Annotated in this window: 11 protein-coding genes; 8 read left to right on the forward strand and 3 right to left on the reverse strand. The window is 73.5% G+C overall.

From position 1 onward, the window contains the following. Nucleotides 1-58 precede the first annotated feature (58 nt). Both JXZ78_RS22130 and JXZ78_RS22135 read right to left on the reverse strand, forming a co-directional pair. Complete coding sequence (locus JXZ78_RS22130; protein WP_030019471.1) at nt 59-1,081, reverse strand: phosphatase PAP2 family protein; 1,023 nt, start codon at nt 1,079-1,081, stop codon at nt 59-61. A gap of 265 nt (nt 1,082-1,346) precedes the next feature. Further along, nucleotides 1,347-2,594 (reverse strand): putative hexosyltransferase, encoded by a 1,248-nt coding sequence (locus JXZ78_RS22135; protein WP_030019472.1) that lies wholly within the window; start codon nt 2,592-2,594, stop codon nt 1,347-1,349. A gap of 212 nt (nt 2,595-2,806) precedes the next feature. Here JXZ78_RS22135 and JXZ78_RS22140 point away from each other — a divergent pair, with 212 nt between their 5' ends. After that, the gene (locus JXZ78_RS22140; RefSeq protein ID WP_030019473.1) at nt 2,807-4,426 is read left to right on the forward strand and encodes an MFS transporter; all 1,620 of its coding nucleotides are present in this window, start codon (nt 2,807-2,809) and stop codon (nt 4,424-4,426) included. Between the two features lie 208 nt (nt 4,427-4,634). Continuing rightward, complete coding sequence (locus JXZ78_RS22145) at nt 4,635-5,831, forward strand: acyl-CoA dehydrogenase family protein (protein ID WP_030019474.1); 1,197 nt, start codon at nt 4,635-4,637, stop codon at nt 5,829-5,831. 72 nt (nt 5,832-5,903) lie between these two features. Here JXZ78_RS22145 and JXZ78_RS22150 read toward each other — a convergent pair whose 3' ends face one another. Next, entirely contained in the window at nt 5,904-6,356 is a 453-nt protein-coding gene (locus tag JXZ78_RS22150; RefSeq protein WP_030019475.1) for a cell division protein SepF, read from the reverse strand. Between the two features lie 852 nt (nt 6,357-7,208). Between JXZ78_RS22150 and JXZ78_RS22155 the strand changes: the two genes are divergently transcribed. The 6 genes from JXZ78_RS22155 (at nt 7,209) to JXZ78_RS22180 (ending at nt 14,850) form a co-directional block, all read left to right on the forward strand. Further along, nucleotides 7,209-9,146 (forward strand): FAD/NAD(P)-binding protein, encoded by a 1,938-nt coding sequence (locus JXZ78_RS22155; RefSeq protein WP_078624147.1) that lies wholly within the window; start codon nt 7,209-7,211, stop codon nt 9,144-9,146. A 52-nt stretch (nt 9,147-9,198) separates the two neighbouring features. After that, the gene (locus JXZ78_RS22160; RefSeq protein ID WP_030019477.1) at nt 9,199-10,239 is read left to right on the forward strand and encodes an LLM class flavin-dependent oxidoreductase; all 1,041 of its coding nucleotides are present in this window, start codon (nt 9,199-9,201) and stop codon (nt 10,237-10,239) included. A 77-nt stretch (nt 10,240-10,316) separates the two neighbouring features. After that, nucleotides 10,317-11,648: an NtaA/DmoA family FMN-dependent monooxygenase gene (locus JXZ78_RS22165; RefSeq protein ID WP_030019478.1), complete on the forward strand. Its 1,332-nt coding sequence runs from the start codon at nt 10,317-10,319 to the stop codon at nt 11,646-11,648. A 4-nt stretch (nt 11,649-11,652) separates the two neighbouring features. Next, complete coding sequence (locus JXZ78_RS22170; RefSeq protein WP_030019479.1) at nt 11,653-12,456, forward strand: DUF1684 domain-containing protein; 804 nt, start codon at nt 11,653-11,655, stop codon at nt 12,454-12,456. 287 nt (nt 12,457-12,743) lie between these two features. Beyond that, a complete protein-coding gene (locus tag JXZ78_RS22175) occupies nt 12,744-13,652 on the forward strand; it encodes a S1 family peptidase (protein ID WP_030019480.1) in 909 nt (302 codons plus the stop codon). 226 nt (nt 13,653-13,878) lie between these two features. Beyond that, nucleotides 13,879-14,850, forward strand: coding sequence for a slipin family protein (locus JXZ78_RS22180; protein WP_030019481.1), 972 nt, complete (start codon nt 13,879-13,881; stop codon nt 14,848-14,850). Nucleotides 14,851-15,071: the final 221 nt, after the last annotated feature.

Below are 15,071 nucleotides of genomic sequence, written 5' to 3' on the forward strand. Positions count from 1 at the left end.
GGCCGTCGGCCACGCGGGGGAGAGGCTGTGCGTACCGTCCCCGCGAGTCCCCTGGCGGTCAGTTGCCGCCGGTGCGGCCGCGGACCGGTGCCGGGGCCAGCGGCGCGGTGCGCGGCGCGCGGTCCGCGTGCGGCGGGCGCCGGCTGCCGGTCGGGGTGACCGGGGTGCGCTCCGAGCGGACCGTGTGCGGCCGCGGCGGGTGGTGCGGGCGGCTGTCCGCGGCACGGGCGGCGGCGCCCGGCCTGGCGGCGCCCGTCGCGTCCCGGACCAGCACCTCTTCCTCGGGCGCCGGCCGCGGCGCGGACAGGCCGGTACGGGCGGGTGCCGGGGTGAGCGGCGCGGGCGCCGGCAGCCAGCGGGTGCGCAGCTGCTGCCACAGGGCCGTCAGCCGGGACTCGGCCCACTCCACCCCGGGCTCGAACCAGGGCAGCGCGAGCAGCACCAGCAGTCCGGCGGCCCAGCCCAGCAGCACATCGCTGACCCAGTGAGTACCGAGGTAGACGGTGGTCATGCCCACGCCCAGGGCGCCGAGCGCGGCGATCACCGAGAGTGCGCGGCGGCGCAGCGGAGTGGTCGCCAGGTAGGCCAGGACGCCCCAGGTGACGACGGCGTTGGCGGTGTGCCCTGAAGGAAATATATCGCCGCCCAGCCACATCTCGTTGGCGCCGATGGTGGTCGCGTAGTGCGGGCCGAGCCGGCCCATGCCGAGCTTGGCGGCGCCCGCGGTGATGTTGAGCAGCAGCAGCGAGGTGCCGAGCACCAGCAGCGGGTGGAGGTTCTTGGTCCGCCAGCAGCGCCAGCCCAGCCAGGCCGCGACGGCGACCGCGGTGGGGCCGCGCTGGCCCAGGACCACGAAGTAGTCCAGGAAGGCGTGGATCTCCGGCCACTGCTTGTACGGCCGGAAGAGCATGGCCTGCCAGTCGAAGGTGACCAGCCATGAGGTGGCGAGCACACCGGCCACGATCGCCACGTACACCGCGAGCGTGCCCCCGAACAGCCACCAGCGGGTCCGGGTCATGCGTGACGGCGGGCGGTCGGGCGGGTGCTCCTCCATCTGGTCGAGCTTGTCATCGGTACGCACTCAATCGACGTTACCGCGTGTGATGTCGGCGCTTGGTCAAACTGTGAGCTTTGTAATGACGATGTGATGTGCAATCTGTCTCAAACGCGACTTTGGCCAGGGGATTTCGGAAGGAATTCAACGGCCGTCGGATTGCATCCGGCGGGGGCGTCGAAGGGGGCCGCGAGAGGCTTCTTTCCAATTCACCGGCGAAGTTTATCGCCGATTCGCGCGGGTGTCGCGGTCCGTTTCCCCGGAGCGGCGCGCACGGAAGGGAATCCTCCGTTCACGGCGGACCCGAACCGTTCAGCCAGAACGCCCCGTACACCGCCGACCCCGCGCTGACCAGGGCCGTCACCGTCCAGGCCGCCGCCGGACGCCGCCGCGCCAGTCCGGCGGCGAGCGGCAGCAGCAGCGGATAGGCGGGCATCATCAGGCGCGGCTTGGAGCCGAAGTACCCCTTGGCCGTCAGCGCCAGCAGCAGGACGGCGCCGCCGTAGACGAGCAGTGGCAGCGGCTGCCCCCGGCGCGCGCCCAGTACATACAGCCAGACCACCAGGGCGACACCGGCCAGCAGCCCGAGGCCCGCCGGAAGGCCGAGATCCCACAGGAACGAGGCGAAGGCCACGCCGCCGTCGAAACCGTTGCCCCAGCCGCCCTGGACGTCCAGATAGGCGGTGAGTCCGCCTTCCCGGACGCCCACCCAGAGGAAATAGCCGCACCAGCCGAGCGGCGCCAGCAGCACGCCCAGCAGCATCCGCCGGTGCCGGCGCAGACGCGGCCCGCCGCCCGGCCGGGTAACCGGCCCGCCGCCCGCCGGACCGTCACCTACCGGCTCGCCACCCGCCGGACCGCCGCCCGGCGCGCGGTCCCGCCACAGCGTCACCGCCGCGGTGATCCACACCGCCGCGACCACCGCGGCCCCCACCGGCCGGGTCAGCCCCGCCAGTGAGGCCAGCACCCCCGCGGCCACCCACCGCCCGGTCAGTACGCAGTACACCCCCCACGCGGCGAGCGCCGTGAACAGTGACTCCGAGTACGCCATCGACTGCACGATCCCCACCGGCAGCGCCGCCCACAGCGCAGCCAGCGCGACACCGGCCCGCGGCCCGTGCAGTCGCTCGCCGGTCAGGTACAGCGCCCAGGCGGCGGCGAGCGACGCGAGCCAGGACACCGCCAGTCCGGCGTCGGCGGCGGACAGCGACGTCACCGCTGACAGCCCCCGCTCCAGCCACGGCAGCAGCGGGAAGAACGCCAGGTTCGAGTGCACGTCCCCGTTGGCCAGCTGGACGCTGTAGCCGTACCCCTGCTCGGCGACCCGGGTGTACCAGAGCGAGTCCCAGCGGGCGGTGAGCAGCGTGTGCCAGCTCTTGCCGTGCGCGGCGGACCAGGCCGCCAGCACGACGAGCCCCAGCGCCCGGATCGCGGCGTACACCAGCAGGGCGGGGGCGGCCCGGCGCAGCGCGGAGCGCAGCCGGCCCGCTCGGCCGGGGCCGCTCCGCTCCGGGGCGCGAAAGGGGGCAAGATCGTTCATCCGGCCGATTATCCCGTGGCCGGAGTCCGCCGCCCGTCAACGGGTATGGGAACCGCCGGGCCCTGCGACGAGCGTCTCATCATGGGGTGAGCCACGCGTCACGTCATGCGACTCGCGTAGTCTGACGTCTCAACTCGCCCGTCCGCCGGTTCCGCCGGAGCGCCTCCCGCGCCCCGGCTCGCGGCCGCGAGAGCATGACAGGAGGTACGCGAATGTCCGGGACGACCACGTCCGGCAGCGAGCGGACGGCGGGTGTTCCCCGGCATGGAGGTGGCGGCGCCAACCGCTGGACCGTTCTGGTCGTACTCTGCGTCAGCCTGCTGTTCGTCGCGCTGGACACCACCATCCTGTACGTGGCGGTGCCGTCGGTCACCGAGGACCTGCGTCCCGGGCCGGTGGAACTGCTGTGGATCGTGGACATCTATCCGCTGATCGCGGCGTCCCTGCTCATCCTCTTCGGCACGCTCGGCGACAGAGTGGGCCGCCGCCGCATCCTGCTCATGGGATACGGCCTGTTCGGCGCGGCCTCGGCTGCCGCCGCGCTGGCCCCCAACCCGCAGACGCTGATGATCGCCCGGGCCCTGCTCGGCATCGGCGGCGCGATGATCATGCCGGCCACGCTGTCGATCCTGCGCCAGGTCTTCCCCGACCGGCGCGAGCGGGCGGTCGCCATCGGGGTGTGGAGCGCGGTGGCCGCCGTCGGCGCCGCCGTCGGACCGGTCCTCGGCGGTTTCCTCGTCGAGAACTTCTGGTGGGGCTCGGTCTTCCTCATCAACATCCCGATGATGGCGGTCATGGCCCTGATAGGACGCTGGCTGCTGCCGGAGTCCCGGGGGGAGCGCAACGGGCCCTGGGACACCCTCGGCGCCGTCGTCGCGGCGCTCGGCGTGCTCGGTGTCGTCCTCGGCGTCAAGCGCATCGGCAGCGGCGAGACCCTGCTCGGCCCGACCACGCTGGGCTCCATGCTCGTCGGTGTCCTGCTGCTGATCGTCTTCGTACGGCGCCAGCGCAAGCGCGAGCATCCGCTCATCGACATGCGGCTGTTCGCCCGCCCGGCCTTCGGCACCTCGGTGGGCTGCATCGTGCTGGCGATGCTCGCCCTCGTCGGGCTCCAGCTGATAGCCGTGCAGTACCTCCAGCTGGTCCTCGGTCTGAGCCCGCTGGAGACCGGGCTGCGGATGCTGCCGCTGGTCTTCGCCGCGATGGCCGCCGGACTGACCGGTTCGAAGGTCTTGCAGGCCGTCGGGCCGCGGGTGATGGTCTCGCTGGGCTTCGTACTCACCGCGGCGGCCGTCCTCTGCTTGACCGCGATGGACGAGACGGACCGGCCCTGGCTGCTCGTCCTCGGCTTCGTGCTGCTCGGCTTCGGCTTCCAGAGCACGCTCTTCGGCGCCTACGAGTCGATGCTCAGCGAGGCCCCCGCCGACCAGGCGGGCGGCGCGGCGGCCATCGGCGAGACCTCCTACCAGCTCGGCGCCGGCATCGGCGTGGCCCTGCTCGGCAGCGTCATGAACGCCGCCTACGCACCGGGACTCGCCCACGTGGACGGCGTTCCGGAGCGGGCGTCCGCCTCGGCCGCGCACTCGCTGGGCGAGGCGTACAAGGTCGCCTCCTCGCTCGGGGGCAAGGCCCAGGGGGTGCTGCGTGACGTCGCGCAGGGCGCCTTCGTGCACGGACTGCACGTCACACTCGTCACCAGCGCCGTGCTGCTGCTGGTCGGCGCTGCGATCGCGCTGCGGCTGCCGCGGCGGGCCGCGGACTCGGGGGACCGGACCGACAGCGACGGGACGCACTGCGGCCCGGAGCCGGCGCGCGCGAACACCGGACGGTAGCGGGGACCAACCAAGGGGGGAGCGGGGACTGCGGCGGCGCGGGGAGTACGGCGCTGAGCGGGGGTTTCGCGTACGGGGCGGGACGGCCGGGCGGGAGTGACGTCCATGGCGGGGGCTCTTGCCGCCGTGCTGTGGCCGCCCGTAACGTCGGATCCGGATAACTAACACCGCTAGTTTTTGTGCGCGCGCAGCTACCGGAGGCCCCGCCATGTCCGCATCCCCGTCCCCGAAGCTCCCGCCCTTCGACGCGGAAGACCCGCTGGGCCTCGACGACCTGCTCTCCGACGAGGACCGGGCGGTACGCGCCACCGTCCGCCAGTGGGCCGGCGACCGGGTCCTGCCGCACATCGCCGAGTGGTACGAGCGGGGCGAACTGCCCGGCATCCGCGAACTGGCCCGCGAACTGGGCTCCCTCGGCGCCCTCGGCATGGCGCTGACCGGCTACGGCTGCGCGGGCGCCTCGCACGTCCAGTACGGCCTGGCCTGCCTGGAACTGGAGGCGGCCGACTCGGGCATCCGCTCGCTGGTCTCCGTCCAGGGCTCGCTCGCCATGTACGCGATCTGGCGCTTCGGCTCCGAGGAGCAGAAGCAGCGCTGGCTGCCGGACATGGCGTCCGGCGCGACCATCGGCTGCTTCGGCCTGACCGAGCCGGACCACGGCTCCGACCCCGGCGACATGCGCACGTACGCCAAGCGGGACGGCGGCGACTGGGTGCTCACCGGCCGCAAGATGTGGATCACCAACGGGTCGGTGGCCGGCGTCGCGGTGGTCTGGGCACAGACCGACGACGGCATCCGCGGCTTCCTCGTCCCGGCCGGCACCCCCGGCTTCAGCGCGCCCGAGATCCGGCACAAGTGGTCGCTGCGCGCCTCGGTCACCAGCGAACTGATCCTGGACGAGGTACGGCTGCCGGCCGACGCGGTGCTCCCCGACGCCAAGGGACTGGGCGGTCCGCTGCGCTGCCTGGGCCACGCCCGGTACGGCATCGTGTGGGGCGCGATGGGTGCCGCGCGCGCCAGTTTCGAGTCCGCGCTGGAGTACTCCCGTACCCGCGAGCAGTTCGGCAGGCCCATCGGCGGCTTCCAGCTCACCCAGGCCAAGCTGGCCGACATGGCCGTGGAGCTGCACAAGGGCATCCTGCTCGCCCACCACCTGGGGCGGCGCTTCGACGCGGGGCGGCTGCGGCCGGAACAGATCAGCTTCGGCAAGCTCAACAACGTACGGGAGGCGATCGAGATCTGCCGTACGGCCCGGACGATCCTCGGCGCGAACGGGATCTCGCTGGAGTATCCCGTCATGCGGCATGCGACGAACCTGGAATCGGTGCTCACCTACGAGGGCACCGTCGAGATGCACCAGCTCGTGCTGGGCAAGGCGCTCACCGGCCTCGACGCGTTCCGCTGAGCGGAGCCGGCCGGTGGCCGGGGGCGTCGGCCGCCCCGGCCACCGGCCGGAACGACGGACCCGCCCCCGCTCTCAGCTCTGGTTGAAGAAGCCGCCCTCGGGGCGGCGCCGGCCGGGCTCACCGCTGAGGATGCGGTAGTCGGCCGGGGTGAGCAGGAAGACGCGCGTGGCGACCCGCTCGATGGAACCGCGCAGCCCGAAGGTCAGCCCGGCCGCGAAGTCCACCACGCGCTTGGCGTCGGAGGAGTCCATCGCGGTCAGGTTGACGATGACGGGGATGCCGTCCCGGAACAGCTCCCCGATGCCGCGGGCGTCCCCGAAGCCCTCCGGGGTGACGGTGGCGATGCGGGTGCCCTGGTCCTGGGCGCTCTCGTCGGCGACCTGGACGCGCGGGTCGGTCACCCAGGGGCTGTTCCCGGTGCTGCCGGGCTCGGACCCCTCGGCGTAGTCGTCGTCGTAGTAGCGCTCGTCATCGTTGTCGTCGACGAGGCCCAGCCAGGCGCTTGCCTTGCGTACCGATCCCATTGACGCCTCCTCTCACCCGCGGTCTGTGTGTCCGCACCTCTATCGTCGTCCATGATGCGGATGCTCTGCCAAGTGGATAGCCGCCGCACGGGGGGTTCGTGACACATCTGGTGCAAAGAGGGTGGCATGGCGTCAGAACAGGGAAGAGTCGCGGGAACTGACCGTGTGAAGGCTGTCACATCGAGTGTCGGAACGTCCAGTGGCCGACCGGTACCCGATCGTTCTTGCATCCAAACCGGACGGAATACGAACCGCCCCTGTGCGGGCGGTGTCCCGTTCCACCCCGTACGGGGGGCCAGGTGAACCCGGCCGGCCGCAGGTGCGAGGCGCGGCGTTGACCCGGGGCCGTGCCGGCGGCCCGGCAGCGCGGCCGCCGAACTTTGTCGACAATGCGTTACCGGGACCGGACGGGGCAGGCGGGGAGCGAGGGTGAAGCGTGGAACGGCAGGCAAGGGCGGAGCTACGAGGGGAGGGGTGCGCCGGCGGGGCGCGGAGGTGTGAAGGCGCGGCGGACGGGAGGAGAAGCCGCGAAGGGCCCGGCCGGAACGGCGTCGGGCGGGCAGCGGGTCAGCTCAACAGGACGCCGACCACACACGACCGAAGTCGATGTGGTCGCGGGTGACCAGCCACTGCCGTGAGTCCATGCGGCCAAGTGGAACAGGCATCCGGTTTCCCGTCAACCATGACGTGCCCCGCTGCCCACAGTCCGGACAGCCTTGACAGCGGGGCGTCCCGGGCACATAGCCTCAAGGACCGGCCGTGCTGAGGGGCGCGGTCCGGTGCGGCCTCCGGGCCCGTGTGTGAAGACGCTCAACTCCCAGTGGGATCACTGCGTCCACGGAGCCTTCACGCATGTCTGCGACCGACAACGCGCCGCACCCCGCGCCGCCCCCGCGGCCCCTCCATCCTCCGTCCCGTACCCCGCCCCGTGCCCCGGACCGCCCCGCCGTCGTCCTCGTCGGCGCGGGCCCGCGCGGCACCGGGCTGATCGAGCGCATCGCCGCCAACGCCCCCGAGCTGTACGGCGACGCGCCCCTGGACCTGCATCTGGTCGACCCGTACCCGCCGGGTGGCGGGCGCGTCTGGCGCCGCGACCAGTCCCCGCTGCTGTGGATGAACTCGACGGCCGAGGACGTCACCATGTTCACCGACGCGTCCGTCGAGCTGCGGGGACCGGTACGCCCCGGGCCTTCGCTCGCCGAGTGGGCCGCCCGGGTGCGCGCGGGCGAACTCTCCGTACCCGGCGAACTGGCGGCGCCGGCCGGCGGGTTAGGGCCGCAGGACTTCGCCGGACGGCAGGTGCAAAGCGCTTACCTGGAGTGGGTGTACGAGCAGGCAGTGGCCGCGCTGCCACCGGGCGTCGCGGTGCACGAGCACCGTTGCCGCGCGGTGCGGGTCACGGGCCCGCGCGGCGGCCGGCAGCAGGTGTGGCTGGAGGACAGCCCCGCCCCGCTCGTCGCCGACCTCGTCGTCCTCGCCCTCGGCCACCTCGACAGCCGGCCGCCGCCGGACCAGCGGGACCTGGCGGCCTTCGCCGCGCGCCACCACCTGACCTACCTGCCGTCCGGCTTCACCGCCGACGCGGGCCTGGACGCCCTGGTCCCCGGCGAGCCGGTGCTCGTGCGCGGTCTCGGACTCGCCTTCGTCGATCTGATGGCGCTGCTCACCGAAGGACGCGGCGGCGCGTACGAGGCCGGGCCGGACGGGGAGCCGGTGTACCGGCCGTCGGGGAAGGAGCCGGTCCTGTACGTCGGGTCGCGGCGCGGCGTCCCGTACCACTCCAAGATCGGCTACACCTGGCAGGGCGAACGACCGCCGCTGCCGCGCTTCTTCGGGCCCGCGCAGGTGGACGACCTGCTCGCCCGGCCCGGCGGCTACGACTTCCGGCGCGACGTCTGGCCGCTCATCGCCAAGGAGCTGGGCCACGCCCACTACCACCGGCTGTTCACCGCGCACCCGGAGCGGGTCCGCGGCGACCGGGCCGCCTTCGAGGAGAAGTACGCGGCCGCCGGACCGCTCGGCCCGGAACTGCGGGCGCTGGTCGCCGCCGCCGTCCCCGACCCCGCCGACCACCTCGACCTGGACGCTCTCGACCGGCCGCTGGAAGGCGTCCGCTTCCCCGGCGCGGACGCCTTCCAGGACGGCCTGCGCGGCTATATCGAGGCCGACCTCGCCCGGCGGCACGACCCCGCCCACAGCCCTGACCTGGCCGTCTTCCTCGCCCTGCTGTCGGTGTACGGGCAGCTCGTACGGCTCGGCGACCACGGCCCGTGGTGGCACGGCTTCTTCAGCCACCTCGCCTCCGGGCCGCCCGGCCCCCGCCTGCGGCAGTTGCTCGCGCTGTCCCGCGCCGGAGTGGTGCGCTTCCTCGGCGCCGGCACCACCGTCACCGCCGACCCGGAGCGCGGTGTGTTCTCGGCCGCGAGCGAGAGCGTGCCGGGCGTACGGGTCGAGGCCCGGGCGCTGGTGGAGGCGCGGCTCCCGCAGCCCACCGTGACGGACACGAAGGACGCCCTGCTGCGGGGCCTGTACGACGACGGGGCCGCCGCCACCGGCAGCGGCCTGCTCGCCGTCGACCCGGGCGACGGCCGGGTGCTGGACCGCGCCGGGCAGCCGCACCCGCGCCGCTTCGCCCTCAGCCCGCACACCGACGCCCGTGCCTCCGGTGCCTTCGCCCGGCCCCGTACCAACGCGCCCGCCTTCCGGCAGAACGACGCCACCGCCCGCGCCCTGCTGCGGTTCCTGCGCGCGCACGCCGTACCGGAGCCGGCCCGGTGCCCGCCCGGCTGAGCAGCACCACGGCGCCCGCCACCCCACGTGCACAGCGACGAAAGGCCGCCCCATGCCCCAGCCCCCCTGCTCCCTGCGCCCCCTGCACCTCGCCTTCGCGCTCGACGGGCCGCCCCGCCGGGCCCGCCGCGCCACCGAGGTCTACGACCCCGAGCACTACGTCCGCCTGGCCCGGCTCGCCGAGCGCGGCACCCTGGACTTCGTCACCCTCGGCGACTCCTTCGCCCGGCCGGGCCCGGACGCGCTCGCCGTCCTCGCCCGGGTCGCGCCGCGCACCGGCCGCGTCGGCCTGGTCCCGGCCGTCACCACCACCCACACCGAGCCGTTCCACGTCTCGACCGCCGTGAACACCCTGGACTGGGTCAGCCGCGGCCGGGCGGGCTGGACCGTGGAGGTGTCCGGCACCCCCGCCGAGGCCCGCCTCTTCGGCCGCCGGGAGGCCGCGCCCGCCGACGCGCTGTGGCGGGAGGCCGGCGAGGTCGCCGACGTGGCCGCCCGGCTGTGGGACAGCTGGGAGGACGACGCGGAGATCCGCGACACCGCGACGGGCCGGTTCGTCGACCGCGACAAGCTCCACCACGTCGACTTCCGCGGGACCTCCTTCTCCGTACGCGGGCCGTCCATCACCCCCAGACCGCCGCAGGGCCGTCCAGTCGTCGCCGTCGACGCCACCGCCCGGCCCGCGCGGCAGGTGGCCGCGGCGCACGCGGACGTCGCGTTCGTCCGGGTGGAGGACCCCGCCACGGCGGCCGCCGCCCGCGCCGACCTGCGCGAGCGCGCCCGCGCGCTGGGCCGCGACCCGGACCGGCTGCTGGTCCTCGCTTCGCTGCCGGTCGAGCTGTACTGCTCCGGTGACGCCGTCGGGCTCGCCGACCTGCTCGGCGACTGGCACGCGGACGGCGCGGGCGACGGCTTCCACCTGCGGCCCGCCGACCCCGCGCGCGACCTCGCGCTGCTCGTCGACGGCACCGTACCGGTGCTCCAGCACCGCTGCCTGCTCCGCCGCTTCTACCCGGGCGCGACGCTGCGCGAACACCTCGGCCTGCCGCGCCCGGCGAACCGTTACGCCCCGGCCCGGAAGGTCTCCTCGTGACCAGGTCCAGCACATCGACGCGTACGGCGCCCGCACCCGCGGCGCCCGTTCCGACTGCCGCGCCCGGCCTCCGGCGCCTGCACCTGGCGGCCCACTTCCCCGGCGTCAACAACACCACGGTCTGGACCGACCCGGGGGCCGGATCGCAGATCGACTTCGCCTCCTTCGAACACCTCGCCCGTACCGCCGAGCGCGGCCGCTTCGACTTCTTCTTCCTCGCCGAGGGGCTGCGGCTGCGCGAGCACAAGGGCCGCATCCACGACCTGGACGTGCTGGGCCGCCCGGAGTCGATCACCGTACTGAACGCGCTGGCGGCCGTCACCGACCGGCTGGGCCTGGCCGCCACCGTCAACACCACCTTCAACGAGCCCTACGAACTCGCCCGGCGGCTGGCCACCCTGGACCACCTCAGCGCGGGCCGCGCCGCCTGGAACGTGGTCACCACCTCCGACGCGTTCACCGGCGAGAACTTCCGCCGCGGCGGCTACCTCGACCACGCGGACCGCTACACCCGGGCCGCCGAGTTCGTCGCCACCGCCCGCGCGCTGTGGGACTCCTGGACGGCGGGCGGTGTGCCGCGGCCGGTCAGCCACCAGGGCCCGCACTTCCGCGTCCGGGGCGCCTTCACCCTGCCGCGCAGTCCGCAGGGCCACCCCGTCGTCATCCAGGCGGGCGACTCCGCCGAGGGCCGCGCCTTCGCCGCCGCCACCGCCGACATCGTCTTCACCGGCTGGGGCTCCGGGGGTCGTACCCCGGGTAAACGCAGCACCTGGCACAGCACGCTCGCGGCAGGCCAGGAGTTCTACGCCGACGTCAAAGGCCGGCTGGCCGCCCACGGCCGGACCGCCGATTCCCTGAAGATCATGCCCGGCGTCACCTTCGTCCTCGGCGACACCGCGGCCGACGCCCAGGAACGGGCCGCCGTGATCCGCCGGCAACAGGTCTCCCCGCAGAACGCGCTGCTGGCCCTCGAACAGGTCTGGGGCGTGGACCTGTCCGGGTACGACCCGGACGGACCACTGCCGGACATCGACCCGGACCCCGGCTCCCAGCTCGCCCAGGGCCGGGTCAGGATCGCCGACCCGAAGGCGGTCGCCGACCGCTGGCGGGCACTGTCCGAGGCCAAGGGCCTGTCCATCCGGGAGACCGTGATCGAGACGACCGGACGGCAGTCCTTCGTCGGCACGCCCGCTGCCGTCGCCGAGGAGATGACCGCCTGCGTGGCGGCCCGCGCCGCGGACGGCTTCATCCTCGTACCGCACCTGACCCCCGGCGGCCTGGACGACTTCGTCGACCGGGTGGTGCCGCTGCTCCAGGAGCGCGGCGTCCTGCGGACGGAATACGCGGGCACGACCCTGCGCTCTCACTTGGGGCTGCCGGATCCGGTACGTCCCGTAGGGAAGGACTGACCGTATGAACACCACGAGCAGTACCGGCACCCAGGCCGAGCAGCACTGGCAGGCCTGGCACGAGCGGCGCGCCGCCGAGATCGCCCTCCCGTACGGCCCGCTCGCCCTGACCGCCACACACTGGCTCGCCGGCTTCCCCGACGGCCACCTCGACGGCGTACCGGGCCACTGGAGCGCGGACGGCGACGCGGTGCTCCTGCGCGCGGCCGCCGCCGACGGACTGACTGTCGACGGGGCGCCGCTGGACGGCACCGTACGGCTCGGCGCGGACGGCGCCCCCGCGACCGCCCGGGTGGCGCACGACGGCCGGCGGCTGCCGGTGCTGCGCCGCGACGGGGAGTGGGCCGTACGGATCTTCGACCCTGATTCCGCGGCCCGGCGCACCTTCGGCGGCATCGACGTCTTTCCCTACGACGAGCGCTGGGCACGGCCCGGACTGTTCCGGCCGTACGGCGCGGCACGCACGGTCCAGGTGCCCAACGCCGACGGGCGGGAGCGGGGCCTGGGCCTCGCCGGTGAACTGGCCTTCACCCTCGACGGCGACGAGCACACCCTCCAGGTCGCGGTCGAGGCCGACGGCACCCTGTGGGCCGTCCTCGCCGACGCCACCAGCGGCACGGACAGCTACCGCTTCCGCTTCCTGCGGACGCCGCCCCCCGCGGCCGACGGTACCGTGCCGGTGGACCTCAACCGCACCCTGCTGCCGCCCTGCGCCTTCGCCGACCACTTCGTCTGCCCCTTCCCGCCGCCCGGCAACACCCTGCCCTTCGCCCTGCGTGCGGGGGAGCGGAACCGCGTCGTGCGCTGAACCGTCGAACCTCCGACCGAGGGGGTCAACCACCGTCCCGGCAGTGAGAGTTGATGCTGCCGGGACGTGTGTGCGTACGGGCTCGATGCTGCTGTGGCGTGTGTGCGTACGGGCTTCGGGCGGGCGTCCGAAAGGCACCCTTGCGCGGGCGGTCCCGGCCCTCGAAACTCCCGAGCAGCGCTGTCCGGGGCACGCACCACAGGGACGTGCGGAGTCCCGCGGGCCCACCGGGCAGCGTCATGCGGACCTGCCCACCGGCAGGTCTTCCGATCCCCTCGGAGGTAGCAGTGAGGTTCGAGCGCACTACCCCCCGGAGCGGCATCGCGAGACGCGGACGGCTGATCGCCCTCGCGTCCGGGCTGGCCGCGATCGGCGCCATGACCCTGCCGACCGCCCACGCGGGCGAACCCGCCCCGCCCACCACGTTCAGCGCGTCCCAGCTCGCCGCCGTGAGCGACTCCGTACGCTCCGCGGACGTCGCGGGCACCGCCTGGGTCGTCGACCCGAAGACCGACAAGGTCGTCGTCCAGGCCGACAGCCGGGTCACCGAGGCCCAGCTCGACAAGATCAAGCAGGCCGCGGGCGCCAACGCCGGCGCGCTGAAGGTGGAGCGCATACCCGGCGTGCTGCGCAAGCTGATCTCCGGCGGCGACGCCATCTACGCGACCAGCTGGCGCTGCTCCCTCGGCTTCAACGTCAAGAAGGGCAGCACGTACTACCTGCTGACCGCCGGCCACTGCACCGACGGCAACCCGCCCTGGTACACCAACTCCTCGCACAGCACGAGCATCGGCCCGACCGCCGGTTCCAGCTTCCCGGTCAACGACTACGGCCTGGTCCGGTACAGCAACACCAGTGTTCCGCACGAGGGCACGGTCGGCGGCCAGGACATCACCAAGGCCGGCAACGCGACCGTCGGCCAGAACGTCACCCGCCGCGGCTCCACCACCGGCACCCACACCGGCAAGGTCACCGGTCTGAACGCCACCGTCAACTACGGCAACGGCGACGTCGTCTACGGCATGATCAAGACCACCGTGTGCGCCGAGCCCGGCGACAGCGGCGGCCCCCTGTACGCCGGGAGCACCGCGCTCGGCCTGACCTCCGGCGGCAGCGGCAACTGTTCCTCCGGCGGCACCACGTACTTCCAGCCGGTCACCGAAGCGATCAGCGCGTACGGGGTCAGCATCTACTGACGCCCAAGGCCGCCCGGACCTGGCGTACCGCGCCCGGACGGCCTCGCACACCGCACCGCCCACGCAGCCGGCAGCACCCGGGCCCCCGTCCGCACCCGCGGGCGGGGGCCCGTCGTCGGCGGCGCGCGGGCAAGGCCGACGCGCACCCTCGACCGTTCCCGGGGCCGGTCATACCGTGGTGAGGACGCACGAACTCGGACATGGGCGCATACGGCAGGGGGCCGTGATGGTCGAGGAACTGGTGACGGCCGGGATCGCGCTGGCCTCGGCGGGCGCGGTGTACGTGGCGGCGGCGGCGCGCGTGGTCAAACAGTACGAACGGGGCGTCGTCCTGCGGCTGGGCAGGCTGACGTCGGTCCCGCGCGAGCCGGGCTTCACCATGATCGTTCCGGGTGTCGACCGGATGCGCAAGGTCAACATGCAGATCGTCACGATGCCGGTGCCCGCCCAGGAGGGCATCACCCACGACAACGTGACGGTCCGGGTGGACGCGGTGGTCTACTTCAAGGTCGTGGACGCCGCCGACGCGGTGGTCAAGGTCGAGGACTACCGCTTCGCGGTCTCCCAGGTCGCCCAGACCTCGCTGCGCTCCATCATCGGCAAGAGCGACCTCGACGACCTGCTCTCCAACCGGGAGAAGCTCAACCAGGGGCTGGAAGTGATGATCGACAGCCCGGCGCTGGGCTGGGGCGTGCAGATCGACCGGGTGGAGATCAAGGACGTGTCGCTGCCGGAGACCATGAAGCGGTCGATGGCCCGCCAGGCGGAGGCCACCCGCGACCGGCGGGCCCGGGTCATCAACGCGGACGCCGAACTCCAGGCGTCCAAGAAGCTGGCCGAGGCGGCCCAGGCGATGTCCGACCAGCCCGCCGCGCTGCAACTGCGGCTCCTGCAGACGGTGGTGGCGGTCGCCGCCGAGAAGAACTCCACGCTCGTGCTGCCGTTCCCGGTGGAGCTGCTGCGCTTCCTGGAGCGCTCCGGGCTCCAGGCGCAGGCCCAGACGGAGGCGTACGAGCGGAGGGGGGCAGCGGCCGCGCCGCCGTCCGCGCCGCCGTCCGTGCCCCGATCGGCCCCGCCGTCCGCGCCTCAACCCGCTCCGCCGTCCGCTCCGCCGTCCGTCCCGCTGTCCGGAACCGCGCCGGATGCCGAAGCGGCTGTCGCGCTGGAGGAGTTGCCGGAGGCGGAGCAGCTCCCCTGACGCGGGAGCGGCGGTTCCCGGGGGTGGAAATACTGTCCTGGTGTGCGAAGGAAGTCCCTCGCCGGGCTGAATCTCCCGTGCGGCGTTCCGGCGCCGGTGGGTGAAGTCCGGCCTGGAACATCGGTTTTCGGACAGGTGTAGACCGCGCCGGAGGCCCGTTCCCGGCCACTCCAAAGTGTCCGTTTGGTGTCCGCACAGGGAAACGACGTGCGCGGATATCG

Origin of the sequence: Streptomyces monomycini (genome assembly GCF_022271435.1) — a bacterium.
Taxonomy (GTDB): Bacteria; Actinomycetota; Actinomycetes; order Streptomycetales; family Streptomycetaceae; genus Streptomyces; species Streptomyces monomycini.